The sequence below is a fragment of the Pseudazoarcus sp. NS34 genome (genome assembly GCF_059703725.1).
On sequence record NZ_BAAKIZ010000002.1, the window covers coordinates 397,029 to 422,603 of the forward strand.

19 protein-coding genes are annotated in these 25,575 nt (G+C 65.9%); 9 read left to right on the plus strand and 10 right to left on the minus strand.

Annotation, left to right across the window (positions count from 1 at the left end; genetic code table 11):
• Positions 1-15: 15 nt before the first annotated feature.
• The 6 genes from AC6H0N_RS08220 to AC6H0N_RS08245 form a co-directional block, all read right to left on the minus strand.
• The gene (locus AC6H0N_RS08220; protein WP_497573609.1) at positions 16-546 is read right to left on the minus strand and encodes a c-type cytochrome; all 531 of its coding nucleotides are present in this window, start codon (positions 544-546) and stop codon (positions 16-18) included.
• Entirely contained in the window at positions 543-1,106 is a 564-nt protein-coding gene (locus AC6H0N_RS08225; protein ID WP_497573610.1) for a DUF3341 domain-containing protein, read from the minus strand. The genes AC6H0N_RS08220 and AC6H0N_RS08225 overlap by 4 nt, the downstream gene beginning before the upstream one ends.
• A complete protein-coding gene (nrfD, locus tag AC6H0N_RS08230; RefSeq protein WP_497573611.1) occupies positions 1,099-2,442 on the minus strand; it encodes an NrfD/PsrC family molybdoenzyme membrane anchor subunit in 1,344 nt (447 codons plus the stop codon). The genes AC6H0N_RS08225 and nrfD (AC6H0N_RS08230) overlap by 8 nt, the downstream gene beginning before the upstream one ends.
• Positions 2,439-5,423: a TAT-variant-translocated molybdopterin oxidoreductase gene (locus AC6H0N_RS08235; protein WP_497573612.1), complete on the minus strand. Its 2,985-nt coding sequence runs from the start codon at positions 5,421-5,423 to the stop codon at positions 2,439-2,441. Before AC6H0N_RS08235 ends, nrfD (AC6H0N_RS08230) begins: the two co-directional genes overlap by 4 nt.
• Positions 5,424-5,428: 5 nt before the next feature.
• The gene (locus AC6H0N_RS08240; protein WP_497573613.1) at positions 5,429-6,097 is read right to left on the minus strand and encodes a cytochrome c3 family protein; all 669 of its coding nucleotides are present in this window, start codon (positions 6,095-6,097) and stop codon (positions 5,429-5,431) included.
• A 150-nt stretch (positions 6,098-6,247) separates the two neighbouring features.
• Complete coding sequence (locus AC6H0N_RS08245; protein ID WP_497573614.1) at positions 6,248-8,302, minus strand: hypothetical protein; 2,055 nt, start codon at positions 8,300-8,302, stop codon at positions 6,248-6,250.
• Between the two features lie 334 nt (positions 8,303-8,636).
• On the opposite strand from AC6H0N_RS08245, the gene fdh reads away from it, so the two are divergent.
• The 4 genes from fdh to AC6H0N_RS08265 all read left to right on the plus strand — a co-directional run bounded on the left by fdh (position 8,637) and on the right by AC6H0N_RS08265 (position 14,663).
• Positions 8,637-12,092 (plus strand): formate dehydrogenase, encoded by a 3,456-nt coding sequence (gene fdh / locus AC6H0N_RS08250; RefSeq protein WP_497573615.1) that lies wholly within the window; start codon positions 8,637-8,639, stop codon positions 12,090-12,092.
• On the plus strand, positions 12,085-13,026 hold the full coding sequence (locus tag AC6H0N_RS08255) for a 4Fe-4S dicluster domain-containing protein (RefSeq protein WP_497573616.1): 942 nt from the start codon (positions 12,085-12,087) through the stop codon (positions 13,024-13,026). Before fdh ends, AC6H0N_RS08255 begins: the two co-directional genes overlap by 8 nt.
• On the plus strand, positions 13,019-14,146 hold the full coding sequence (gene nrfD / locus AC6H0N_RS08260) for an NrfD/PsrC family molybdoenzyme membrane anchor subunit (protein WP_497573617.1): 1,128 nt from the start codon (positions 13,019-13,021) through the stop codon (positions 14,144-14,146). The genes AC6H0N_RS08255 and nrfD (AC6H0N_RS08260) overlap by 8 nt, the downstream gene beginning before the upstream one ends.
• A 79-nt stretch (positions 14,147-14,225) precedes the next feature.
• On the plus strand, positions 14,226-14,663 hold the full coding sequence (locus tag AC6H0N_RS08265; protein ID WP_497573618.1) for a PPC domain-containing DNA-binding protein: 438 nt from the start codon (positions 14,226-14,228) through the stop codon (positions 14,661-14,663).
• A 42-nt stretch (positions 14,664-14,705) separates the two neighbouring features.
• Here the strand turns inward: AC6H0N_RS08265 and katE are convergent, their stop codons facing one another.
• The gene (katE, locus tag AC6H0N_RS08270) at positions 14,706-16,817 is read right to left on the minus strand and encodes a catalase (protein ID WP_497573619.1); all 2,112 of its coding nucleotides are present in this window, start codon (positions 16,815-16,817) and stop codon (positions 14,706-14,708) included.
• A gap of 299 nt (positions 16,818-17,116) precedes the next feature.
• Between katE and AC6H0N_RS08275 the strand changes: the two genes are divergently transcribed.
• Positions 17,117-19,651 carry a DUF2339 domain-containing protein gene (locus AC6H0N_RS08275; RefSeq protein ID WP_497573620.1) on the plus strand — a complete coding sequence of 845 codons (2,535 nt, stop codon included), beginning with the start codon at positions 17,117-17,119 and terminating at the stop codon, positions 19,649-19,651.
• Between the two features lie 5 nt (positions 19,652-19,656).
• Here AC6H0N_RS08275 and AC6H0N_RS08280 read toward each other — a convergent pair whose 3' ends face one another.
• On the minus strand, positions 19,657-19,989 hold the full coding sequence (locus tag AC6H0N_RS08280; protein ID WP_497573621.1) for a DUF2325 domain-containing protein: 333 nt from the start codon (positions 19,987-19,989) through the stop codon (positions 19,657-19,659).
• A 122-nt stretch (positions 19,990-20,111) separates the two neighbouring features.
• Here AC6H0N_RS08280 and AC6H0N_RS08285 point away from each other — a divergent pair, with 122 nt between their 5' ends.
• Positions 20,112-21,131, plus strand: a complete 1,020-nt coding sequence (locus AC6H0N_RS08285; protein WP_497573622.1) for a Fe(3+) ABC transporter substrate-binding protein — start codon at positions 20,112-20,114, stop codon at positions 21,129-21,131.
• Positions 21,132-21,217: 86 nt separating this feature from the next.
• Here the strand turns inward: AC6H0N_RS08285 and ylqF are convergent, their stop codons facing one another.
• Positions 21,218-22,120: a ribosome biogenesis GTPase YlqF gene (gene ylqF, locus AC6H0N_RS08290; RefSeq protein WP_497573623.1), complete on the minus strand. Its 903-nt coding sequence runs from the start codon at positions 22,118-22,120 to the stop codon at positions 21,218-21,220.
• Between the two features lie 86 nt (positions 22,121-22,206).
• Here ylqF and AC6H0N_RS08295 point away from each other — a divergent pair, with 86 nt between their 5' ends.
• From AC6H0N_RS08295 to AC6H0N_RS08305, 3 genes are read left to right on the plus strand one after another with little or no spacing between them, the layout of a single operon-like run.
• On the plus strand, positions 22,207-22,776 hold the full coding sequence (locus AC6H0N_RS08295) for a DUF1415 domain-containing protein (protein ID WP_497573624.1): 570 nt from the start codon (positions 22,207-22,209) through the stop codon (positions 22,774-22,776).
• A complete protein-coding gene (locus tag AC6H0N_RS08300; protein ID WP_497573625.1) occupies positions 22,773-23,633 on the plus strand; it encodes a class I SAM-dependent methyltransferase in 861 nt (286 codons plus the stop codon). Before AC6H0N_RS08295 ends, AC6H0N_RS08300 begins: the two co-directional genes overlap by 4 nt.
• 7 nt (positions 23,634-23,640) lie before the next feature.
• A complete protein-coding gene (locus AC6H0N_RS08305; protein ID WP_497573626.1) occupies positions 23,641-24,243 on the plus strand; it encodes a DUF938 domain-containing protein in 603 nt (200 codons plus the stop codon).
• Here AC6H0N_RS08305 and paeA read toward each other — a convergent pair.
• Entirely contained in the window at positions 24,230-25,531 is a 1,302-nt protein-coding gene (gene paeA, locus AC6H0N_RS08310) for a polyamine export protein PaeA (protein ID WP_497573981.1), read from the minus strand. The genes AC6H0N_RS08305 and paeA overlap by 14 nt on opposite strands.
• Positions 25,532-25,575: the final 44 nt, after the last annotated feature.

Below are 25,575 nucleotides of genomic sequence, written 5' to 3' on the forward strand. Positions count from 1 at the left end.
AGGCGTTTATCCGGCTCACTGGCCTTCCTCCAGCAACCTTGCGCGCTCGCCCTCCGGCAGCGCGGCGAGGTTTGCGTTCTGGCTGAGCTGCAAAGCACGGACATAGGCGGCGATGGCCCAGCGGTCGGCAGGCGCGACCCGATCCGCATAGGAGTACATGACGCCGTGACCGTCGGTAATGACATCGACGAAGTAGCGCGAGGTGGCCTCGCGCAAACGCGGCACATGCAAACTTGGCGGCTGCGGAAAACCCCGGCTCGGCACCGTGCCTTCGCCATGGCCGGAAGCGTCGTGGCACGGGGAACAGTAGATCGCGTAGCGCTCGCGGCCGCGCTCCAGCAGGGTTCGGCTCATCGGTGGGCGCTGTTCGAGCGCCATCCGCCAGGCGGGGTCGTCGCGCGCGATCGTCCCCTCCGGTGGCGCCTGCATCGCCTTCCCGTCAGCGAACAGTTCGCTCGCCTCATAGACGTCGTAGCGCGGCTGATGGCCCATGTCGTCGCATGCAACAAGCACCAAGGGCAGCACAAGAAGCGGCAGGCGGCTCATACCGGCTTCTCCGTGTGTGCGACGAGCTCGACGCGCACGGGGTCCAGCGCGGCGAGGAAGGCGCGCGTGCGTTCGCGGTCGAAACGCTCGTCATTGGCCATGATGACGAGGAAAAACTTGTCGTTGCTGGCGAGGTGGAAGTCGTCGATACCGAACAGCGGATGATGCAGCCGTGGCAGATGGTTCAGCAGCAGCATCCCGCCGATCGAGAACACCACGGCAAACAGCACCATCAATTCGAAGGCGATCAGCATGAAGGCTGGCGGCGCCACGAGCGGCCGGCCGCCGACATCGATCGGATAGTCGAGATTGGTATAGACCTGCAGGGCATAGCCGAGCACCGCGCCGAAAATGCCCCCCGCCAGCGTCAGCCACGGCACGCGCGCGTCGCGATGACCGAGCGCCTCGTTGAGCCCTTCGACAGGAAAAGGCGTATAGGCGTCGAGGCGGCGAAAGCCGTGCTCGCGTGCCTTTCTAACGCTTTCGACGAGTTCTTCCACGGCATCGAACTCGGCGAGCATGCCGAAGACTTCCTCCCCGCGCGGCGTCGGCTCACGCATTGGACTTCTCCTCGGTGAACAGCGCCTCCTTGATCTCGAAAGCCGAAATCACCGGCAGGAAACGCACGAAGAGCAGGAAAGGCACCAGGAAGACGCCGAACATGCCGGCGAACAGCGCCCACTCCCAGAAACTCGCCTGGTAGTCGCCCCACGAGGAAACCAGGTAGTCACGGTAAAGCGACGTCACCAGCAGCATGTAGCGCTCGAGCCACATGCCGACGGCAACCGACAGACCGATGACAAACAGCAGCACCGGGTTGCAGCGCAGCCGCTTCCACCACAGCAGTTGCAACGGCACGAAATTGGCGATGATCGCGCCCCAGTAGCTCCACGCGTACTGGCCGCTCAGGCGGTCGAAGAGCGTTCCCATTTCGTGGGTGCCGCCGGCGTAGAGCGCCGTGAAGGCTTCGGCGAAATAGCCGTAGGCGGTCATCAGCCCGGTGGCGAGCAGAAACTTCCCGAGCAGGTCGAAATGACGCGCGGTCACGAGATCGCCGACCTTCAGCGCGTGGCGCAGAACTACGGCAATCATCGCCACCACCGCAAAGCCGGAAAACGCCGCACCGATCACGAAATACGGTGGAAACACTGTCGAATTCCAGCCGGGAACGGGGCCTGCGGCGAACAGCAGCGATATCTCCGAATGCACCGAGACGACGAGCGGCACGGCAATTGCCGCAGTCAGCACGTAGGACTGGCGCCAGCGCGCCCAGTGACGCGCCGAGCCGCGCCAGCCGAGGGCGGCGATGCCGTAGAAGATCCGCGCCCCGCGGCGTTTTGCGCGATCGCGCACCGCGGCAAGGTCGGGCACCAGGCCGATGTACCAGAACAGCACCGACACAAGCAGATAGGTCAGCACCGCAAAGAAATCCCAGGTGAGCGGGCTCTTGAACTGCGGCCACACGCCCATGGTGTTGGGATACGGCGCCATCCAGTAGAAAAGCCACGGCCTGCCCAGATGCAGGATGGGGTACAGCGCGGCGCAGATCACCGCGCACAGCGTCATCGCCTCGGCAAAGCGGTTGAGCGAATTGCGCCAGTGCGCGTTCACCAGCAGCAGCATCGCCGAGATCAGTGTTCCGGCGTGGCCGATGCCCAGGAACCAGATGTAGTTGGCAATCGCCAGGCCCCAATTGACGGGAATATTGTTGCCCCACACCCCCACTCCGAAGCGGAACAGCACCGCCACGGAAACAAAGAACAGCACAAGCAGCACCAGCGCAAAGCCGAACAACATCCACCACACGCCGCGCCCGGGAGGGTCGAGCGGGATACTCGTGATCTCTTCGGTGATCTGCGCGTAGCGGTCTCTTTTTTCGGCGGGGATGTCGTTCATCCGCCCTCGCCTCCCCGGCCTCCGGAGGAAGCCTTTTCGATGCGCGCCAGATACGTGGTGCGCGGCCAGGTGTTGGCCTCTTCCAGCAGGCTGTAGTCGCGCGGGCCGGCCTTCAGGCGGCTCACCGCGGTGGCGGGGTCTTTGACGTCACCGAACACGATGGCCCGCGTCGGGCAGGCCTGCTGACACGCAGTCACCACCTCGCCGTCGCGAATCGCCCGCCCTTCCTTCTTGGCCGTGATGCGCGCGTCGCTGATGCGTTGCAGGCAGTAGGTGCATTTCTCCATGACGCCGCGTGCACGCACGCTGACGTCGGGGTTGCGCATTGCCCGCACTTCCGGCGCATCGCCGCCGGTGTAGTCGAACCAGTTGAAGCGGCGGACCTTGTAGGGGCAGTAGGACGAGCAGGTACGCGTACCGATGCAGCGGTTGTAGACCTGCAGGTTGAGTCCGTCGGAGCTGTGCACGGTGGCGTTGACCGGGCAGCCCATTTCACAGGGCGCCTGCTCGCAATGCATGCAGGGAACCGGCTGGAAGTACACTTTCGGCGCTTCCGGCGGCCCCTCGTGGTAGTGATCGACGCGCAGCCAGTGCATCTCCCGCCCCCGCGCCACCCGCTCCTTGCCGACCATGGGCACGTTGTTCTCCGCCACACACGCGACCACGCAGGCGTTGCAGCCGATGCAGGTATCGAGGTCTATCGACATGCCCCAGGACGGGCTGTCCCATTCGCGCACGGGATAGAACGTCGGTGCGCGTGCGCCGGGCTCCTCTGCTGCCGCGGGCCCGGGTGGCCCATCGGGCTTCCCGGCGCGGAGATCGGCCGGGTCGACGGTGCGCACGAAATCGAAGCCGTCCATTGCCTGGTGAAGCTGTGTCGATGCCACCAACAGCTGCTTGCCGGTCTTCTCTATCGTGACGCCGTCGAACCGCGATGCGGTCTCGGGCAGGACTGCATATGCGTCATAGCCAAGGCCTTCGGCAGCGCCGCCGGCCGGCCCACGCCCATAGCCGAGCGTGACCGACACCGTCGTCGCGTCCTGCCCGGGCACGATCCACGCCGGCCCGGTCGTGCTGCGCTCGCCGACGGTAAGACGCAGCTCGTCGCCGTTGTTGATCCCGCGCGCGCGCGCCAGCTGCGGTCCGATCGCGATCACGTTGCCCCAGGTCACCTTGGTGAAGGGCTTCGGCGTTTCCTGCAGCCATGCGTTGCTGGCAAAGCGCCCGTCCCAGATCGTCGGGTCGGGGCGGACCACGAGGGCAAGACCTTCCCGCGCTTCGTCCGCGGGCATTTGGCCGGCCACGCTGGTAATGAGCTCGGGGGCAACAGGCGGCGCGGCACTGCCCGCGACGAAACCGCGCAGGAGGGCGTCGCGCCAGTGCTCGTCGAAGCGCTCGGCCCACCTCTCGCGCCAGGTTTCGCGCACTGCATCCACCGCCCCGCCGGGTTGTCCGGCAAGGTTCTCGAGAATCGCGTGCTGCGAACGCACGGAATGAAACGGACGCACCAGCGGCTGGATGATGCTGACGGATCCATCCACCGCGCGGGCATCGCTCCAGGTTTCGAGTTCGTGCTCCAGCGGCAGATGCCAGTGGCTGAGTGCTGCGGTTTCGTCGTAATGCAGGCCGGCATGGACGCGCATTTCCACGTTATCGAGCGCGCTGCGGAAGCCGAGCCCGGCGGGGCTCGCATAGACCGGATTGACGCCCAGCATTGCCAGGGTGAAAACCTGCCCGCCATGCATCGCCTCCACCAGAGCATCCATCGAGCGATCACCGTCCGGCGGCTCCACCGCAAGCGGCTCGGTGAATTGCAGCGTCGAGCCGAGGGCGCCGATCCGCTCGTTGATCAGCAGGCCGAGCGCCTGCACCTGAGGCGCCTCGCCCGCGCCGACCACCACCAGCGCCCGCCCTGAGTGTTTGCGCAGCGCGGCTGTCGCGGCCTCTACCCAGTGCCTCTCCCCTGCAGACAGCGCGGACGAAACGTCGGCCTCCATACCCACGCCGCGCGCGATCGCCTGCACCAGCGGGGCGACCCGCTCCGGGGCGATCACCAGCCGGTCCTCCGCCATTGCCCCGGTAACGGAAGGCACGGGCTCGGCGACGAACAAGCGGCTTTCCCCCTCACCCCGCTGGAAGGCATGACGGCGCGCACCCCAGCGCTGCGCGTTCACCGCCTGATGCGGCCCTGCGCCGAGAAAATCGCTGTCGAGGCTGACGACCACCTCCGCCCGATCGAACATCAGCTGCGGCTGCAGGGCGCGCCCGAAGATCTGCTGCATGGCCGCCCGGGAACGAGCGTCGCTGCCCGCTTCGAGCACGTGCCACCGGGCGGCCGGCCAGCGTTGCATCAGCGCGTCGATCTGCCGTGCCAGCGTGGGCGAAGTCACACTGCCGGTGAGCAGGCGAAATCCCGCCCCGCCGCTCGCATCCAGCTCCTGCGCGCGCGCCACCATCGCCGCATCAAAGGCGTCCCAACTCGCAGGGCGGCCGAGTCGGCGGGGCGAGTTCGATCGGTCGGGATCGTAGAGCCCGAGCAGCGCCGCCTGCAGAAGCGGGTCGGTGGCGCCTCTGGTGGCCGGGTGCTCTGCGTTGCCTTCGAGTTTGACCGGGCGTCCCACATGCGTCTTGCCGATCGCCGGCTGCGCGAACCCCGCCAGCGTGACAGCGGTGGCGTAGTACTTGGGCGTGCCCGGCACGACGAACTCCGGCGTGCGAACGTAGGGCAAGGCCAGCTCGTCGGCTTCGCCCGAACACGCGCTGAGGCCCGCAAGCGCCAGCGAGGCGCCCATCACTTTCAGAAACGCACGCCGGTCGAGGCCTTCCGCGGCGACATCAAGCGACGGGAATTCAGATTCGAGAAAGGTCTGGAACTCAGCGCTTTGCGCGAGCTCGTCGAGGCTGCGCCAGAAGGCACGCCCGGTTTTCCCGCTCAGACGAGCGTGAATGATGGTGGCGTTGTCGGAGGGTATGCGTCGCATCGTCCTCATCGGTGGCAGATGCTGCAATCGTCGAGCGCGGCGGGATCGATGCCGTAGGCCTTCATCATGCGCTGGCCATACCGGCGGTGGCCCTGCAGGTCGCCATCCCAGGTGGTCCAGTCCATGCGCGTGATGTGTTCAGGCGGCCGGAGATGCGGCGCCGGATCGCGGTGGCAATCGACGCACATGCTCATCTGAAACGACTTGGCTCGCTTCATCAGCGGCATGCGGTCCACCCGGCCATGACAGGCCACGCACGGCACGCCGCGCGCCATGTGAATGGAATGATCGAAATAGACGTAGTCGGGCAGGCTCGAAACGCGCTGCCAGCGCATCGGCTCGCCGGTCGCCAGGCTGCGCCGAATCGGCTCCAGCATCGGCGCCCCGGTCCAGACCTGCGAATGACAAGTCATGCACACTTGCGTGGCCGGCATGCCCGCGTGCTCGCTGGTCTCGACCGTGGAATGGCAGTAGCGGCAATCAATACCAAGCCCGCTGACGTGATGCTGGTGGCTGAACGGGACAGGCTGTTTGCGCACCCAACCAACCAGCGTGGCATAGCTCGACTCGGCATACCCCCCGTAGAACAGGCCCGCGGCCACGACCATCAGCACGAACAGCAGCACCACGACGCGCAAGCGCGTGTCTGCCGTCGCCGTGAAGATCTGCGCCATGCGGGTTCCTCCTCTCAACAGCGGCCGGTTGCGCGTCGGGGGTCTTTCCCGATGCGCTCCGGGCCTTATCCGTCGTCAGCAAGCAAATTCACCTCCCGCCAATTTCACGCGGCTCGGGAGTTGATGGTCAGCAGCGCGATGCACGCGCCATCAGTCTTGCGTGGAGCGCTGGCGGGCTTGCTCTGCAGCGTCCGGTGGGCGCGCCTCGGGGTGGTGGCCCAGCAGCATCAGGTAGTGGATCAGGGCCTGCTGCTCAGCGGCGTCAAAGCCGGCCGCGGCGTCGACCCAGAACTCGTGCCCCACACCGTGCACCTGCAAGTTCCACGTCGGCCCCGCGCGATTGGCCGCGATCACGCGCTGACGCAGATCGCGGTCGAGCAAGGCTTTCAGGCTGTTGCCAGCGTTCGGCCGGATGTCCTTCATCAGCGTGCCCGGCACGCCCAGATCAGCCCCGGCATCGGGCCCCACGGCCACGCCGCCGTCATGCAGATAGGGTGCGTGCCAGTACAACCCGAGCAGGCCCTTGACCTTGTAGCCGCCCTCCCCGTCGTGACCCATTGAGCGCGCAATGGCCTCGTCGGAAGTCAGATGCTCATACGGCACTTCGACCGCCGGCGTGCCGTCCGGCACCGGCACCAGCGTGTCCATCGGATAGAGCAAGGGCGCACGCATGATCCGGCGCGTGGCCTTGAGCGCGACGGCCCGCTCCGGCTCGGTGCCGATCTCGTTTGCCGGAATCGTCTGGTTGTTGGTGAAGGCCTCGCCGGCGTGGCAGTCGGCACAGCCGGCCGCAGCAAACACCTCGCGTCCGCGCACCAGCTGTGCCGGATCAGGCTCCAGCGGCGGAACGGGGGGCTTCAAGGTGTTCTGGAACGCCGACAGCGCGCTCACGTGGTGCCAGACCGGATAGCCATGACGGCTGACGATGACGCCGTGAGGCGCCACGGCCGACGCTCGCGGATAGGTCGGCAGGGCCTGCGTGTGGGCAAAACCCGGGCTGCCGGGCCGCGGGTCGACGCGGCGATAGAACGCACTCACCGGCTCTTCCGAGCCGGCCGGGTAGCGGTAGCGCTCGCGCGAGGCGTTCTGCAGCAGGATGCCGAGGTAGAGCTCCGGATCGAGGTCCAGCACCACCGGCGCCATGTGCGTCTCAATGACCAGGTCGGTATTGAAGGCGTGCACGTTGTTGCCCAGCGTGTTCAGCCCGCGGAACGGCCCGATGCCGGAGAAGCCGCTCCAGCCGTAGGGATGGTCGTCGCGCGTGAAGCTGTCGGGGGTACGCGTGGGGCTCGCCTTGAGGTCCAGCATGGTGTCGAAATGGCCGGGCGGCCAGTGGATGAACACCTCGCGGGCCAGCTGGTTGAGGCGTTGCGGGTCGGGCAACCGGGCCTCACGCCCGTCCGCCAGCCTGACCGTGCGCGCGGGGTCGTCGAACAGCTCGGGATGCTCGTTGAGATCGACATCGGTGCGCGCAAAGTAGGCCCCCGGGTTGCTCGCCATCGCCAGCAGCAGGCCCATGTTGATGTCGGCGTTCGTCACGCCTTCGAGCACGTCTCCGCTGGCGGGGTCTACCGCCGCGTGGCACAGCGCACAGGTGATGCCGGCCATGAGGTGCCCGCCCTCGTAGCGCATCTTCATGCCCATCACCGCGAACGCGCCGCGCGGCACATCAAAACCGGTGTCCACGTATTCGCCCTTGCGATAAGTGCGCTCGCCGATGGTGATGTCCTGCGCAAGCGGCACGCGCAGGTTGCCGGTGCCGCGACCGCGCAAGGCGACGACGGCACGCGCCACGTTCCACGGCGTGATCGCCCCGTCGAGTGTGCCCAGCACATCGGTGATGAAGACTTCATTGCCGAAGGTCTCGGCGTAGAACACCTCCCTTCCAAGAGCCAGCAGCTCGTCGTCGATGCGCACCGCCCAGTTCTCCGGCGACAGGGTCGCCCGCCCTTGCTGCGTCTCCATCAACCGCCGGGCCTCCTCGTGAGAGACGTTGCGTCCCCACACGTCGTAGGCCGGCGCAGGCCAGCGTTGCTGATTCACCACCCGCTCGAGGGCCGGAACGTAGGCGTAGTCGAAGCGCACCGTCAGTGCTGCCAGACCGAGCAGCGCAATGGCGACACCGAGTACAAGCAGCCCGGTGACAAGTGCCCGGCCGTGTTGCAAGCGGATAGCAAGCGGCAGATGCGGTGAGGTGCGGAACATGGGCATGGGCGAGTTGGCACAGATGACAAGAAGCTTTCGGCGGCGTGCTGCCGCGGCAGCGGACCCGGGCACGACGCCAGCAGACGCAAGTGACGGACCCGGGCAAGCCGTGGCGTGGGTGAAACCACAGCGGCATGAAGCGGCCGGATGCGGCAGAACGGAATCGGTAACTTTGGCAATGCCCTGAAAAAGCTACATGCCCAAGCCGCCACGAACGCGCACCGCCAGCCGTGTTGATGCGCCACGCCGAAAACCGGCAGCGGGAACGACGCTTGATGCACCGCCAACACCGCGGCGCTGCAGCGTCCGGGCCGCGAGGTTTCCGGGAGATGTCATGACACAAGCCGAACAGCGTGCGCGAGGCACCGTGGTACTCGCGCAGGAACACCGCTTCGAGTTGATCGACGACCAGCATCAGCGCCTGCTGTGCAAGCTGACTCCCTCGCTGCCGATTGGCCCGGCCACGCTGCGCGAGCTGGCCCGCGAAGGCGCACACGTGGACATCACCTTCAAGGACTCCAAGGCCGATCGCAGCGTGCTCGTCACCTCGCTGCAACGTGTGCACGGCGATGGCAACAGCACGAAGCAACCCACCGGAACGATCGCCGGCACGCTCGCCCACTTCTGGCGCAACTGGTCACTGCCCAGGCAGGTCTTCGGCGCCGACGCCCAACGTGATGCCGCGCGCAGCCGATGGTCAGAGCGCCATCGCGCGCGCACCGAGCAGGCCGATCGCGTGGGCACGAGCATCTGCCCGTTCTGTGCCGTCGGCTGCGCGCAGCTGGTCTATGCGCGCGAAGGGCGTCTCACCCACATCGAGGGTGACCCGCGCAGCCCGGTCAACCGCGGCACGCTGTGCCCCAAGGGCGCAGGCACCTTCGACCTGATGACCAGCCCCTTGCGCATCAGCACCGTCAAATACCGCGCGCCCTTCAGCGACAAATGGGAAGAGCGGCCGCTCGAATGGGCCATGGAGCGCATTGCGGCGCTGACCAAACAGGTACGCGACGAAACCTTCGTCACCACAGACGAGGAAGGCGACCCGCTCAATCACACGCTGGCACTGGCCTCACTGGGCGGCGCCACGCTCGACAACGAAGAGAACTACCTGATCAAGAAGCTGTTCTGCGGCGGGCTTGGCATGGTGTGGATCGAGAACCAGGCGCGCATCTGCCACAGCTCGTCGGTGCCCAGCCTCGGCGCCACCTACGGTCGCGGCGCCTCGACGCTGGCGCAGTGGGATCTGGTGAACTCGGACTGGGTGATGATCATGGGTTCCAACATGGCCGAGAACCACCCGATCACCTTCCGCTTCGTGATGCAGGCCAAGGCGCAGGGCGCCAAGCTCATCCACGTGGACCCGCGCTTCACGCGCACTTCCGCGCTGTCCAATCTGCATGTGCCGATCCGCTCAGGCAGCGACATTGCCTTCCTCGGCGGCCTGATCCACTACATCCTCGAAAACGATCTGTGGTTCAAGGAATACGCGCTGCACTACACCAACCTCGCGACCATCATCACAGACGAGTATCGCGACGCCGAAGACGGCGACGGCCTGTTCTCGGGCTGGCACCCGGAAAGCCGTACCTACACCCACGGCACCTGGCGCTACCGCAGCGGCCTGGTGCAGCCGCCACTGGCCGAGAAGCACGTGGAAACGGCCGAACCCTTGAGCGAAACCGCAATACATCTCGACCTGCCGGCCGATCAGGACCAAACCCTGCAGCACCCCAATTGCGTGTTCCAGATCCTGCGCCGGCACTACGCCCGCTACACGCCGGAGATGGTCGAGCGCATCACCGGCTGCCCGGCGCAAACGCTGGTGCAGGTGGCGCGCACGCTGGCCGAGAACTCCAGCCCTGAGCGCACCGGCGCCATCGCTTATGCGGTGGCCTGGACGCACCACACCAACGGCGTGCAGATGATCCGCGCGGCGGGCATCCTGCAGGCTTTGCTCGGCAACACCGGGCGCCCCGGCGGCGGCATCATCGCGCTGCGCGGCCATTGCAGTATCCAGGGCAGCACCGACATCCCGACGCTGTACGACATGCTGCCGGGCTATCTGCCGCAACCCAAGGCCGGCAAACCCCACGAAAGTTTCGAGAGCTACTGCGAGACGGAAACCCCGCCCACCGGCTGGTGGAACAACTTCCCGAAGTACATCGTGAGCCTGATGCGCGCCTGGTATGGCGAAGCCGCCCGCCCCGACAACGGCTGGGCCTTCGACTGGGTGCCGCGCATCGTCGGCGATCACTCCCAGTTGCCGATGACGGCTGCCATGAAGGACGGCAAGATCCGCGGCCTGTTCCTGCTCGGGCAAAACCCGGCGATCGGCGGCAGCAACTCGGCCAACATCGTGCAGCCGGGCCTCGCCGAACTGGACTGGCTGGTTGTGCGCGACACCTCCGAGATCGAGTGCGCCAGCTTCTGGCATGACAGCGAGGCGGTGAAAGCCGCCGGGCTCACGCCCGAGCGCATCAAGACCGAAGTCTTCCTGATGCCGGCCTCGCTGTCCGGCGAAAAGGCCGGCACCTTCACCAACGAGCACCGTCTCGTGCAGTGGCACGATCACGTCGTCGACGGCCCCGGCGACAGCCGCTCGGAGCTGTGGTTCGTCTACCACCTCGGCAAACGCCTGAAGGCGCTCTACGCCGACAGTGATCGGCCGCAGGACGCGGCAATCCGCGCGCTGACCTGGGATTACCCCGAGATGGACGAGCGCGGCGAGCCCGATGCCGAGGCCGTGCTGCGCGAGATCAACGGCTACACCCTGCCCGAGCGCAAGCAGCTCGGCAGCTTCAAGCAGCTCAAGGCCGACGGCTCCACCGCCTGTGGCTGCTGGGCCTACAGCGGCGTCTTCCCCGACGAGCACGACAACCGCTCGCGCTCACGTCAGGCGGATGGGCCAGACGGGCCGGGAACGCACCTGAACTGGGCCTTCGCGTGGCCGGCCAACCGCCGCACCATGTACAACCGCGCCTCGGCCGACGTGCAGGGGCGGCCGTGGAGCGAGCGCAAGAAGCTGGTGTGGTGGGATCCGGATGAGGGCGCCTGGGCCGGCTTTGACGAAGTCGATTTCGACGAGACCAAAGAGCCCGACCACACGCCGGACCACGACGAGGAACCGCGCGGCATCAAGGCGCACGCCGGCCATCACCCGTTCGTCATGATGGCCGACGGCAAGGCCGCCCTGTTTTCGCCGGCCGGCCTCAAGGACGCGCCCTTGCCGACGCATTACGAGCCGATGGAATCGCCAGTGGAGAACCTGCTCTACCCGAAGCAGCGCGCCAATCCGGCTGCGGTTACGTTCGACCGCGAAGACAACCCCTACCACCCCAGCCCCGACCCCGAGCACCCGCATGTGCTCACGACCTACCGCCTCACCGAGCACCACACCGGCGGCGCGCCGACACGCGGCAGCCCGCTGCTCGCCGAGTTGCAGCCGGAAGGCTTCTGCGAGATTCCGGTCGAGCTGGCCGCGGAGCTGGGCATACGCACGCGCGACTGGGTGACGGTATCAACCGCACGCGGCTCGATCGAAACCAGAGCGCTGGTAACCCAGCGTCTGGTGCCGCTGACGATCGACGGCAAACGCATCTACGAGATCGGCATGCCCTGGCACTTCGGTTTCGAAGGCTATGCCACCGGCGAAATCGCCAACGTGCTGACCAGCCTCGTGATGGACCCCAACTGCAGCATGCACGAAGGCAAGGCCATGACCTGCCGCATCGACCGCGGGCGCCGCACGCAGCCCCAAGCCGCACACGCCACCGGAGCCACTCATGCCTGACACTCACCACGCCACCCCGCACGCCGCGCCCGACAACTCGCTGATGCACGAGCCGCTGCACGACGAGTCGCGGCTGAGCACCGACGTCACCGTGCGTCCCGGCCGGCGCTACGGCTTCTTCACCGACACCACGCTGTGCATCGGCTGCAAGGCTTGTGAAGTCGCCTGCAAGACCTGGAACGCCCTGCCCGCCGAACAGGAGGATCTGACCGGCCTCAGCTACGACAACACCCGCCAGCTGTCGGCAACGACCTGGCGCCACGTGATGTTCATCGAGCAGGTCGGCACGGAGGAGCCGCATGACGCCACCGGCGAGCCGGAAATGCCGTATTTCCAGAACCGCTGGCTGATGATGAGCGACGTGTGCAAGCACTGCGCCAACGCCCCCTGCGCCGAGGCCTGTCCGACCGGCTCGCTGTTCCGCAGCGAGTTCGACACGGTGGTGGTGCAGCCCGACATCTGCAACGGCTGCGGCTATTGCGTGCCGGCCTGCCCGTTTGGCGTGGTCGCGCTCGACAAGGAGGACGGCAAGGCCCACAAATGCACGATGTGCTACGACCGGCTCAAGTCCGGCATGGAGCCGGCCTGCTCCAAGGCCTGTCCGACCGAATCCATTGTGTTCGGCGAACTCGGCGCCCTGCACGAAAAGGCCAAAGATCGCGTCGAACATCTGCGCGAACTGGGCCTGCCGCAAGCCTATCTCTACGGCGCGCCATCGGGTGACGACGCAGCGCCGAACCCGGCCACCGGCACGCGCCCTGAAGATCTGGGCGGCCTCAACGCCTTCTTCCTGCTCACCTCGCCGCCCGAAACCTACAACCTGCCGGCCGCGCCGGTGCGCGCTGCCCCGCGCATCGCGGCCGGCATGCTGGTCGGGCTGGCGACCGCCTCGACGGTTGCCCTGGCCGCTCTGGGAGTGCTGGCATATGCCTGAGCAGCGCATGCAGCACCAGCACGGCCGGCGCGACCTGCCGCCGGCCCCGCCCGGCTATTACGGCTTGCCGGCCCTGAAGGCCAGCCACTGGAAGTGGATGGTGGCGGTATATATCTGGCTCTCCGGTCTGGCTGGCGCCTTACAGATTCTGGCCGCGCTGGTGTTGATGATCGCCCCCGACATGGAAAGCGCCGCGGCGGTGACGCGCCCTGCCCGCTACGGCGCGCTCGTCGCCACCGGCGCCGGCGCGGTGCTGTTGATCGCAGACCTGATGACGCCGCGCCGCTTCCTCAACATGCTGCGCATCTTCCGCCGCACCTCACCAATGTCCTTCGGCAGTTATCTGCTTATGGGCTTCGCGGCGTTCACGCTGCTCAGCGTTGCGCTGCAGCTGGCTACCGACCTCGCCCTGGTGTCGACGCCACCGCGCTGGGTCGAACTCGTGGTGCAACTTCTGGCCGCTGCCTTCGGCTTGATGCTGGTGACCTACACCGCGCCCTTGCTGTCGGCCACCAGCACACCGCTGTGGGCGCATTCCCCCGGCCTGTTGGCCGGCAGCTTCGCCGGCTTCTCGATGACCGCGGGCGCCGCAGCCTTGTGTCTGTGGGGACTCGCCTTCGGCGGCTCGCCGTGGGACGCAGCCTTCGAAATGGTGGCCTTCTTCGCCGTCGGCGTGGCCTGGCTGTTCCTGCTCGCCTGGAGCGCGAGCGCGGCGCGAGCAAAGCTGATGTCGCCTTTGGTCACGGGCAAGGTCGGGTGGATTTTCGGTGGTGGCGTGCTGGCCATCGGGCTGCTGCTGCCGGTCGCACTGCACCTGTGGCAACTGTTCACCACCGAGCAACTCGCGTGGGCCACCGCCGCGGCGGCCGTCGGCGAGCTGGTCGGGGCCCTGATGTGGCGTGGCGCCCTGCTGCTGGGCGGGCATGGCTCCGCGCACAGTGCCGCCGACGCCCTGCATTTCGCAGGCGGGCGCGACAGCACGGCTGCGACCAAGCGCGCTGAACCCGGTGCCCTGGCCGTGCCGCCTCAGGGCACAGCACCGTCTCGGGTGGTCGGCGGGCTTTCTGCCGGTGGCGTGCTGGCGCTGGTGATGGTCGGCGTGGTGCTGTTGAGCCGGTAACGCCCGAGGGCGGCCAGAACATTGCAATGCAACCGCCACAAATCAAATTGCATCGCAGCCGAATGAACAGGAGAACGCCATGAAAGCCAAACTCATCAACGATGCCGCTGAACGTACCTATGCACTGATTTTCGAGCGTGGTGACGAGGTGGTGGCAACGCTTGAACGCTTCGCGCGCGAGCATGAATTGACGGCGAGCCGCATCACCGCCATCGGTGCGCTGGAGCGCGCCACGCTGGGCTATTTCAACTGGGAAACCCGCCAGTACGAAGAGATCCCGGTCGAGGAACAGGTCGAGGTGCTGTCGCTGGTCGGCGACATGGCGCTGAAAGACGGCGAACCCTCGGCCCATCTGCACATCGTGCTGGGAAGGTGCGACGGCAGCGTCGTCGGCGGCCATCTGCTCGAAGCGCTGGTACGCCCTACGCTGGAGGTGGTGATGGTCGAGTCGCCGGGCTATCTGCGCCGTGTGCGCGATCCCGAGAGCGGTCTCGCGCTGATCGACCCCGGCGCTTGAAGCACGGCGGCGCTGGGCGGGACGCATCCCGCCCAGCCTGCCTCAGGCGCCTTGCCGATTCCAGAAACGCAGCTCGCCGCAGGCCTCGATGAACTGCGCGGCCGTTGCGTCGCCGTCCAGCGCGAAACAGCCCTCATCGAGCTGCGGCGGCAATCCGGCCTTGTCGAACAACTTGCCGGCGGGCGCGACCCAGGCGATGAATTTGTAGTGGGCAAATGCATCGGAAACAAAGTCGCGCGCCGGGGGCTTGGCCATCAGCTCGCTCACGCCCTCCTCCGAGGGCAGCACCGCTACAGCGTCGAACAACACCGAAGGGCCGCCATCGAGCTGCTCGTCGGCGTGGATGAAGCTGCCGTCCGAGGCCGTGATGCCACCGACGTGCGGCGCCACGATTTCCATCATCGCCCCGGCAGCGTGCACCGCCTTACGCAGCTCTGCGAGCACCGTGGCGTCCGATCCGTCGGTCACCAGCACGCCAAGCTTGCGCCCCATGAACGCATGCGGACCGTTCTTCAGGATGCTCAGCGCAGGCGACTCGGGCAGATCGCGACGCGTCTCACGCGCCGCTTCCGCCGGCGCCGGCATGGTGTCGAGACGCAAGCCCTGAGCCACCTTCTCGGCCAGCGCGTCGTCGATGTTGAGCAAATGCGCAACCATGCGTTCGCGGATTACCGGCGTCTTGACCTTGCTGAGTTCAAAGGTCAGCGCGGCGGCAATATGCTGCTGTTCCACCTCGGTCTGACTGATGTAGAACTGCCGCGCCTGGCTGTAGTGGTCGGCAAAGGTGTCCGGCCGCTCGCGCACCTTGTCGCCCTGCACCGGCTGCGGGTAGCTGCGGAAACCGTCGGGCGTCTCGCGCGGCCCACCTTGCTCTCCGCCCCACGAATTGGGTTCGTAGTTCGCACGCCCGACCGGGTTGTGGAAGGCCATGTGGCCGTCCTGCTGGAAGTGGTGGAACGGGCACTTCGGGGCGTTGATGGGCAGGTGCGTGAAGTTCGGGCCGCCCAGGCGCTTGAGTTGCGTATCGAGGTAGGAGAAATTGCGGCCCTGCAGCAAGGGGTCGTCGGAGAAATCGATGCCGGGCACGATGTTCTGCGTGCAGAACGCCACCTGTTCGGTTTCGGCGAAGAAGTTGTCGACCACGCGGTCGAGCACCATGCGCCCCACCCGCCGCACCGGCAGTATTTCTTCCGGGATGATCTTGGTCGGATCGAGGATGTCGAAATCGAAACTGGCTGCGAACTCCTCGTCGAACACCTGCAGACCGAGTTCCCATTCCGGGAAATCCCCTGCCTGGATGGTGTTCCACAGATCGCGCCGGTGAAAGTCCGGGTCGGCGCCATTGATCTTCAGCGCCTCGTTCCACACCACCGACTGCATGCCGAGTTTGGGCTTCCAGTGAAACTTCACGAAGTGCGACTTGCCCTCGGCGTTGACCAGCCGGAAGGTGTGCACGCCAAAACCTTCCATGAAGCGGAAGGAGCGCGGAATCGTGCGGTCCGACATGATCCACATGACCATGTTCATCGATTCGGGCGTCAGCGAGATGAAATCCCAGAAGTTGTCGTGCGCCGTCTGCGCCTGGGGAAAGTCGCGATCGGGCTCCTGTTTGGCGGCGTGGATGACGTCCGGAAACTTGATTGCGTCCTGGATGAAGAACACCGGGATGTTGTTGCCGACCAGATCCCAGTTGCCCTCCTTGGTGTACAGCTTCACCGCGAAGCCGCGCACGTCGCGCGGCAGGTCGACCGACCCCTTGTTGCCGGCCACCGTCGAGAAGCGCACGAACAGCGGCGTCTTCTCGCCGGGTCGCTGGAACAGATCGGCCCGCGTCAGGTCGGCAAGCGACTCGTAGTTCTCGAAGTAGCCATGCGCCCCGTAGCCGCGCGCATGCACCACGCGCTCGGGAATGCGCTCGTGGTCGAAATGAAATAATTTCTCGCGGAAGTGAAAATCTTCCATCAGGGCCGGGCCGCGCGCGCCGACCCGCAAGGTGTTCTGGTCATCCGAAACGCGGACGCCCTGCTGCGTCGTCAAGGGCGGGACTTCGCCGCCAGCCTGCTGGTGCGTTTCCCCGCCCGCAGGGCGTTCGAACTCCTGATCATGCAGCGTCGCGCCCTCATGCTCGCCGTTCTGGCTCGATACCTTCGTCATTGCCGCCTCCTTGTCTTTGCCGTCCCGAAAGAACGTCGTGGTGAACGTGGAGTGCGGCAGCAATCGATGTTCCCGGGCAGCCGCGAGCCGGCCGCAAACATCCAGCACGGCAGCTGGGTCAGCCGGTCGTATTCCATGGCTTTCATCGCGCCGGCGCCCGAATAAATCGTGCGCTCACGGCACAGCAAATATGCAGCCCCTGCCCGACACGACATTCGCATGAGGTGCGCGCTTGGCCGTATCATCGCCGCTGCATGACGCGCACCGCCCGCCGGGCGGCATCTGTCGGAGGACCCGCGATGTGGTTGATGTGGCTGTTGTTCACCGTGGGCTCCGTTCTCGGCATCCGGGCCTACCTGCGGGTGCGCAAGCTCGAGGTTCAACTCGACGAACTGCGCCAGCAACTCAAGCCCGCGCCAGTTGAGGCCACTCTCGCAAGCCCCGCGCCCCCCGTCGCACACACCACCGAAGAATCGCTGGACCTGCCCATCGAGCGCCTGTTCGGAGAAGCGCCCCTCAGCGCTGCACCGCCTGCTCCCGACCGCGCAGAACCGAAGCCCGGCCGCGCCATGGCGCAAATCAACTGGATGATCTGGCTGGGCGGAGCCTGCGTGGCGCTGGGCGGCATCTTCATGGTCCGCTACAGCATCGAGCACGGTTTGCTCGGGCCGGCAGCCCGCGTCGCACTGGGCGTCGCTACCGGCCTGGGCCTGCATGGCCTGGCCGAATGGCTGTTGCGACGCGGCGGCCCGCACCCGGCGTTCGCAGCGTTGGCCGGCGGCGCGACCATCACGCTGTTCGGCGCCGTGCTGGCCGCATTGCATCTGTACACGCTCATACCGCCGGGTGTGGCCTTCGGCCTGCTGGCGCTGGTCTCGGTCGGCACCATGCTGCTGTCCCTGCGTCAGGGTCCGATGCTCGCCGCGCTGGGGCTGATCGGTAGCTTCTGCGTGCCGCTGCTGGTGTCCACCGGCAGTGGCAACATCGTGGCGGCCATGATCTACGCGCTGATCGTCGGCTTCGGCGGCCTGCTGCTGCTGCGCTATGTGTGGCGGCTGTGGTTGTGGTGGGGTGTGCTGGCGGGCCTGATGGCCTGGTGGATGCTGTCCATGCTCACGACCGGCGCGGATGACTTTCGCGGCATCTACCTCGCGATTGCGGCCTATCTGCTGGCAGCCGTGCCGGGCCGCGACTGGCTGATGCAGACGCGCGCCGCGGAGGACGGCGAAACGTCGTCAATCCGCCCCGACGCCCTGCAGATCGGGCTGATTGCCGTCTCGCTGGCCTGGGGCCTGTCGGTATGGAAATCCGGCACCGACGGCTTGCAGGCATGGCAATGGGCACCACTCGTGGCCGTGCTGGCGCTGTCGGCGCGACGTCAGCCTTCGCTGCGTCTGCTCCCCTGGGGCAGCGTGCTGATTGTCTTCGCAGCTGTGCTCGGCATGCACATGAACATGCCGCTGCACGATCTGCGGCTGACCCTCAGCTTCCCGCCCGAAGCTGTGCCGGCACTGCAGCGTTTCAGCGCGTGGATGGCGCTGGTGTATCTACTTGTCGGTGCGGCGATGCTGCGTCTGAGCGGCAGCGCCCACGCCTGGGCCTCGCTGGCCGCGTTGTCGCCGGTGTTGTGGCTGGCTCTGGCCTACGTGGGTAGCGGGCCACTGGCTGACGACCTGCAATGGGGAATCGCGGCACTGTCGCTGGGTGCCGTTACGGCAATTCTGGCGGGGCTGTGGGCACGCCGGCCATACAACGAGGTGCTCGTGCCGTGGCTGGCGCTGGCCAGTCACGCCGCCTACTCGCTGGCCGCCGCCATGGTGCTGGAAGAAGCCGGCCTTACGCTGGCCATCGCCGCGCAACTGATCAGCCTGGTGTATTTGATGCGCCGCTACCGTATCGATCTGCTGCACTGGGCGGTCAAGGGTGTGCTGACCGTGGTGGTGCTGCGGCTCACGCTCAACCCGTGGGTCGCGAGCTACGCGACCGATGTGCACTGGACACTGTGGACCTACGGCGGAGCAACGCTGTGCTGCTTCATTGCTGCGCGCCTCGCCGGCGCGGAACATCGGCTGCGCGAATGGCTGTCGGCCGCGACCATCCACCTGCTGGTGCTGACCCTGGGCGTGGAATTGCGCTACTGGCTGTACGACGGCAACGTGCTGGCCGCGCGCTACACGCTGACCGAAGCGGCCATCCACGTCTCCCTGTTCGCTGCGCTGGGCCTGAGCTACCGCCACCGCGAGCGCTTTGCCGAGCAACTCGCGCCGCTCTACCGCATCGCCTCGCAGCTGCTGCTCGCACTGTCACTGGCAAGTTATCTGATGGTCGTCAGCGTGCTGAACCCGCTGTTCGGTTCAGACGAGGTGTCGACGCGCCCGCTTCTCAACCTGCTGTTGCTGGCCTATGGCGCGCCGCTGGTCCTGGCCTGGCTGGTCGCGCGCCTGGGCACCGCAGGCGAGCGCAGCTGCGCGCTGTGGCTGGTTGGCCTGGGCAGCGTGCTGTTCGTGAGCATGGAAATCCGCCATCTGTGGCAGGGCGAGCTATCGCTGTCGCGCGCCACCGGCAACGGCGAGATCTACACCTACTCGGCCGTCTGGCTGTTGATGGCCGCCGGCGGTATCGTCGCCGGCACCTTGCGCGCATCGCGACGCATGCTGCAGGGCGGCTTCGCCCTGCTGGCCATCGTGATCCTGAAGATCTTCCTGATCGACCTGGCCGGGCTCGATGGCCTGCTGCGTGTAGCGTCGTTCATGGGGCTGGGGCTGTGCCTGCTGGCCCTGGCCTGGCTACGCAGCCAACTCGGCGCACCGCCGACTGCGCAAGCCGAGCGCTGAGCGGCCTACTTGCTGCTCTTGCAGCTCGCGCTGCAGGTGTCACAGCGCGACTGCGGGATGCTGCGCCCGAGCGCCTGCTCCAGCGCACACACCGAGCGCCGGCAACACACCACCATCACGCCTTCGCGACTGCCCAGCTCGCGGAAGCGCTTCATGACGTTGTGGCCGAGAAAGTCTGTGAACAGGATGACGATCTCGATGCCCGAGGGCAGCGGCGCACTGCGCCGTTGATGACTGCTGTCGCGCCCGCTTACATGCTGGGCGATACGGATGCCGAAACGATCCAGCACCGTCGGAATGTTGCCGAGACGGTCTGCGCCAACCAGAAGTGCGTTCATGATGTCTGCCTTGTTGCGAATGATTCGCACTAACATTAACGTAAGCATTCTCGGATTGCAATTAGGAATTCTTCTCGTTACCATTCGCGCACCTGATCCAACCCTCAACAAGGCCAAAGACGATGAAAAAACGTGCTCTTCTGGTAACGCTCCTCGCCGCAATCGGCATCCCCGCCACTTCCATGGCGGCCGACAAGGAGCTGAACATCTACTCCGCGCGCCACTATCAGACGGACGAGGCCCTGTACGGCGAGTTCACGCGTCAGACCGGCATCAAGATCAACCGTATCGAAGCCAAGGAAGACGAGCTGATCGAGCGCATCAAGAACGAAGGCGCCAACAGCCCGGCCGACATCTTCATCACCGTCGACGCTTCCCGCCTGGGCAACGCCGACAGCATGGGCCTGTTCCAGAAGTTCTCGTCCGACGAGCTGAACGACCGCGTGCCGGCTCACTTCCGCACCGACACCTGGATCGCCTTCTCGACCCGCGCCCGCGTCATCGTTTACAACCCGGAGCTGGTCAAGGCTGAAGACGTGCAGACCTACGAGTCGCTGGCCGACCCGAAGCTCAAGGGCAAGGTGTGCACGCGTACCGGCGCTCACCCGTACAACCTGTCGCTCGGCGCAGCGCTGATCCATCACATCGGTGCCGAGAAGACCGAAGAGTGGGCCAAGGGCATCGTTGCCAACTTCGCCCGCGCCCCGAAAGGCGGTGACACCGACCAGATCCGTGCCGTCGCGGCCGGCGAGTGCGGTGTGGCGATTGCCAACAGCTACTACTTTGCGCGTCTGATGAATTCGCCGAAGGCTGAAGATCAAAAAGTGGTCGAGTCGGTCAAGTTCGTGTGGCCGAACCAGAACAGCTGGGGCACGCACGTGAACGTCTCCGGCGCCGGTGTGCTCAAGCACGCGCCGAACAAGGAAGCGGCCGGCAAGTTCCTCGAGTACCTCGCTTCGGATGATGCCCAGCGCTACTTCGCCAACGGCAACAACGAGTGGCCGACGGTGCCCGGCGTGAAGGTCGACAACGCCGCGCTCGACAAGCTCGGCAGCTTCAAGGCCGACAACATGCCGGTGTCCGAACTGGCCAAGAACGTGCCGGAAGCCCAGAAGATCTACGACCGCGCCGGCTATCGCTGATCCGCGTCGCTACGTAGCAAAAACGCCAGCCCTAGGGCTGGCGTTTTTTTTGGTGCTGGGCGCTTTGAACGGCAGTGCCGAAGGACTCAAGGCTGCTCGTCTGCCGCCGTACTCTCGGCCTTGGTGCTGAGCGCCAGGGCCACCATCGCGGCGCGCGATTCCGGCGTTTCCAGGCTGATACGCCCGAGCGGCCCGGCCCGAAAGTCATTGAGCAGGATCTGCGCGGCCTTCTCGACGTCCATGCCGCCGCCTTTGACCAGACAGCCGCGACGTCGCCCGACTTCCTCGACCACACCCCAGGCATCGACCTTGGCCGGGTCGAGCTTGTAGCGCTCGGCCAGACTCTGCGGATAGCGCGCCAGCAGTACGCCGGCGAGGAATTCGGCAACCTCTTCGTCGATCACCGCGTTGCGGCCAATCGCATGGCAGGCGGCGAGCATGAAGCCGTCAGAGTCGTAGTCGATCTTCGGCCACATCATGCCCGGCGTGTCGGTCAGCGTCATGTGATCGCCGAAGTCCAGCGTCTGCTGCGACTTGGTCACCGCCGGCTCGTCGCCGACCTTGGCCACCTTGCGTTTGAGCAGCGCGTTCATCAGCGTGGATTTGCCGACGTTGGGGATGCCCATGATCATGATGCGCAGCAAGCGCGTGCCGTCGCTGCGGTGCGGTGCGAGCTTCTGGCACATCGCCGGCACACGCGCGACGTCGCTCGGGTTCTTGCACGACAGCGCCACGGCGCTGACACCCGGCTGCGCGTTGAAATAGGCCAGCCAGGCCTTGGTCGCCACTGGATCGGCCAGATCGGCCTTGTTCAGGATCTTCAGGCACGGGCGCTGACGGAAGCGGCGCAGCTCGCCGATCATCGGGTTGCAGCTCGCCTCGGGAATGCGCGCATCGACAACCTCGATGACCACGTCGGTGCGTGCCATCGTCTCGGAAGCCTTCTTGCGCGCCGAGGTCATGTGACCGGGAAACCACTGGATCGGCATCGGAAACCGCTTTTTCTGTAAAGGCTGGATTATCCCTGATCGCAGCGCCGACCGCGAATCGCTGCAACGCAGCTTAAAATGCGCGCATGAACTCACCGAACCCCGACGCGGTTATTGCCGCAATGCGCCACTGGCTGGAACAGGCCGTCATCGGCCTGAACCTCTGCCCTTTCGCCAAATCCGTCTATGTCGCCCAGCGTGTGCGCTTTGTCGTCAGCGACGCACGTCACCTCGACGCCTTTCTGGAACAGCTCGACGAGGAAATCGACTTTCTCGCCGCGGCCGATCCGAAGGAAGTGGACACCACGCTGCTGATCCACCCGACCATGTTCGAGGACTTCGAGACCTTCAATGACATCGTCGGCATCGCCGAAGAAGCCGTCGAAGAGCACGAGCTCGAAGGCGTGCTGCAGGTCGCGAGTTTCCACCCGCAATTCCAGTTCGCCGACACCGAACCGGATGACCTGGGCAACTTCACCAACCGCGCGCCCTACCCCACGCTGCACCTGCTGCGCGAAGACAGCATCGCCGGCGCGCTGGCGCACTACCCGGACGACCCCGACTCGATCTTCGAACGCAACATCGAAACCATGGAAAAGCTTGGCCAGGCGGGTTGGGACGCGCTCAACGTCGGCCCGGCGAAGGATGGCCAGTGAGCAAGCCGAAGCGCCCCTCCAGCCCGACGGCTCCGCCCGCACTGCCGCCTGAAGTGCGCCCCGGCCAGTCCGTCGAACTGCTGCAGCAGCTGCACATCCTGACCCGCGACGGCAAGCTCAACCAGGATTCGCGGCGCAAGCTCAAGCAGGTCTATCACCTCTACCAGTTCATCGAGCCGCTGATGAACGAGGTGTTCGAGGCGCAGGGCGATCTGTCGCTGGTGGACCACGGCGCCGGCAAGTCGTATCTGGGATTCATCCTCTACGACCTGTTCCTGAAGTCGCGTGAGGCCGGCCACATCTACGGCATCGAGAGCCGCCCCGAACTCGTCGCCAGCTCACGCGAGCTGGCCGAGCGTCTGGGCTTCGAGCGCATGTCCTTCCTCGACCTCACCGTCGAGCAGTCCATCACCTCGCCCGAGTTGCCCGCGCAGATCGACATCGTCACCGCCCTGCACGCCTGCAACACCGCCACCGACGACGCCATCCGCTTTGCGCTGGCCAAGCAGGCGCGCTTCATCGTTGTAGTGCCATGCTGTCAGGCCGAAGTGGCGTCGGTGATGCGGCAGCACAAGAACGAGAGCTTCGGTCGCACGCCGCTGTCCGAGATCTGGCGCCACCCGATCCACACCCGTGAATTCGGCAGCCAGATCACCAATGTGCTGCGCTGCCTGCTGCTCGAAGCGCACGGCTATTCGCTGTCGGTGACCGAGTTGGTTGGCTGGGAACACTCGATGAAGAACGAGCTGATCGTCGCCCGCGCCACCGGTAAGCCGCGCGGCAACGCCCGCGAGCGCGCCGAGGCCATTGTCGACGAGCTGAATCTGGCCGATCTACGCGAACGCTTCATCTACTGAGAACGCAATGACCGAACGCCCCTTCTCCACCGCCTGCGAACGCAACAAGGAACCCATTCTCGACGCGCTGCGCGAGCACTTCGCCGACCGTGAGCGCGTGCTCGAAGTGGGCAGCGGCACCGGCCAGCACGCCGTGCATTTCGCGGCGCATCTGCCGCATCTGGTGTGGCAGACCTCAGACCGCGCCGAGAACCTGCCCGGCATTCGCGCCTGGCTGGCCAGCGCACGCCTGCCCAACACGCCGGAAACGCTGACGCTGGATGTCACCGGCGCGTGGCCAGAACAGCACTTTGATGCGGTGTTCTCGGCCAACACGCTGCACATCATGAGCTGGCCGGAGGTCGAGGCCTTCTTCGCCAATCTCGCGGGGGTGCTTGCAGCGGATGCGGTGCTCGCGATCTACGGCCCGTTCCGCTACGAAGGGCGTCACACCAGCGCCAGCAATGCCGCCTTCGAGGCCTCGTTGCAGGCGGCGGTGCAGCACCGCGCGATCCGTGATTTCGAGGCCGTCGATGCGCTCGCACAAGGCCTAGGCCTGACGCTGGTCGAAGACCGCGCCATGCCAGCCAACAACCGCTGTCTCGTATGGCGGCGCCTCAGCTCCGGGTAAGAGACGCGTCGGTGATACGCGTGACCAGCAGCTGGTCGATGCGGTAGTTGTCGATGTCGACGACCTCGAAACGAAAGCCCGCGAACTCGACCTTGTCGGTGCGCTTCGGGACCTTGCGCAGGCGGTACATCATGAAGCCGGCGATGGTCTCGTAGTTCTCGGCGTCCCCGAAGGAATCGATGCCCAGCGCGTCCATCACGTCTTCGACCGGGGTCACGCCGTCGATCAGCCACGAGGCCTCGTCGCGCCGCACGATCAGGTCTTCGACGACATTGCTGCCCAGCTCGCCCATCACCGTGTTCATGACGTCCTGCAAGGTCAGCAGGCCGACGATCAGCGCGTACTCATTGACGATCAGTGCAAAATCTTCGCGCGCAGCACGGAAGCGTTCGAGCGCCTCGAACAACGTCAGCGTATCGGGCAGCACCAGCGCCTCGTGCATCTGCGGGTCGGCGATCAGAGAGAGCTTCTTGCCGGCCAGCACACGCGCGAACAGCTCCTTGGATTCGACGTAGCCGACCACGCTGTCGATGCCGCTTTCGCACACCGGAAACTTGCCGTGCGGCGACTGCACGAGCTTTTCACGGATGTTCTCCTCGTTCTCGTCGAGCCGGAAGAACACCACGCTGTCGCGCGACGTCATGGCCGAGGTGACGGTGCGCTCGTCGAGTTCGAAGACGTTGGCGATGAGCTGGTGCTCCTGACGCAGCAGCGCGCCGGCCTGCGCACCGGCGTCGGCCATGGCGACAATCTCTTCAGACGTGATGTCTTCGGGGCGCACGCTGGGCAGCCCCAGCAGCTTGAACAGCCAGTTGGCAAAGCCGTCGAACAGCCACACCGCAGGCATGAACAACCTGACCATGAAGCGCATCGGCGCGACCACGATCACCGCCACACGCTCGGGCGCGTTCATCGCCAGGCGTTTCGGAATCAGGTCGGCGAACAGCACGAAAGCCGACGTGACCAGCACGAAGGCGGTGACCGAACTGATGGCAGCCAGGTACTCGCCGGTGTAGACCACGCCGATCAGGCCGGCGAAGGCCGGAGACAGCACCGACTCGCCGAGAATGCCGCCCAGAATCGCGACCGCATTGAGCCCGATCTGCACGACGGTGAAGAAATGGCCGGGGTTCTCCTGAAGCCGCAGTACATCCTCGGCGGCGGTGCTGCCCTGCTGGGCCAGCAGGCGCAGGCGGATCTTGCGCGAGGCCGCCAGAGCAATCTCGGATATGGACAGCCAGGCGCTCACGACAATGAGCAGCCCGATCAACAACAACTGGCTTGCGATCTCCACCAGGGGGACTCCACTACACCGGCGGCATGCGCCGGCAA

Excerpts from the sequence above, each read along its gene's own strand:
- AC6H0N_RS08280 (WP_497573621.1), bottom strand. The coding sequence starts at position 19,989 with ATGAACGCACTTCTGGTTGGCGCAGACCGTCTCGGCAACATTCCGACG.
- ylqF (WP_497573623.1), bottom strand. The coding sequence starts at position 22,120 with ATGCCGATCCAGTGGTTTCCCGGTCACATGACCTCGGCGCGCAAGAAG.
- AC6H0N_RS08295 (WP_497573624.1), top strand. The coding sequence starts at position 22,207 with ATGAACTCACCGAACCCCGACGCGGTTATTGCCGCAATGCGCCACTGG.
- fdh (WP_497573615.1), top strand. The coding sequence starts at position 8,637 with ATGACACAAGCCGAACAGCGTGCGCGAGGCACCGTGGTACTCGCGCAG.
- AC6H0N_RS08275 (WP_497573620.1), top strand. The coding sequence starts at position 17,117 with ATGTGGTTGATGTGGCTGTTGTTCACCGTGGGCTCCGTTCTCGGCATC.
- AC6H0N_RS08240 (WP_497573613.1), bottom strand. The coding sequence starts at position 6,097 with ATGGCGCAGATCTTCACGGCGACGGCAGACACGCGCTTGCGCGTCGTG.
- AC6H0N_RS08235 (WP_497573612.1), bottom strand. The coding sequence starts at position 5,423 with ATGCGACGCATACCCTCCGACAACGCCACCATCATTCACGCTCGTCTG.
- AC6H0N_RS08255 (WP_497573616.1), top strand. The coding sequence starts at position 12,085 with ATGCCTGACACTCACCACGCCACCCCGCACGCCGCGCCCGACAACTCG.
- katE (WP_497573619.1), bottom strand. The coding sequence starts at position 16,817 with ATGACGAAGGTATCGAGCCAGAACGGCGAGCATGAGGGCGCGACGCTG.
- AC6H0N_RS08220 (WP_497573609.1), bottom strand. The coding sequence starts at position 546 with ATGAGCCGCCTGCCGCTTCTTGTGCTGCCCTTGGTGCTTGTTGCATGC.
- AC6H0N_RS08225 (WP_497573610.1), bottom strand. The coding sequence starts at position 1,106 with ATGCGTGAGCCGACGCCGCGCGGGGAGGAAGTCTTCGGCATGCTCGCC.
- AC6H0N_RS08285 (WP_497573622.1), top strand. The coding sequence starts at position 20,112 with ATGAAAAAACGTGCTCTTCTGGTAACGCTCCTCGCCGCAATCGGCATC.
- nrfD (WP_497573611.1), bottom strand. The coding sequence starts at position 2,442 with ATGAACGACATCCCCGCCGAAAAAAGAGACCGCTACGCGCAGATCACC.
- AC6H0N_RS08305 (WP_497573626.1), top strand. The coding sequence starts at position 23,641 with ATGACCGAACGCCCCTTCTCCACCGCCTGCGAACGCAACAAGGAACCC.
- AC6H0N_RS08245 (WP_497573614.1), bottom strand. The coding sequence starts at position 8,302 with ATGTTCCGCACCTCACCGCATCTGCCGCTTGCTATCCGCTTGCAACAC.
- nrfD (WP_497573617.1), top strand. The coding sequence starts at position 13,019 with ATGCCTGAGCAGCGCATGCAGCACCAGCACGGCCGGCGCGACCTGCCG.
- AC6H0N_RS08265 (WP_497573618.1), top strand. The coding sequence starts at position 14,226 with ATGAAAGCCAAACTCATCAACGATGCCGCTGAACGTACCTATGCACTG.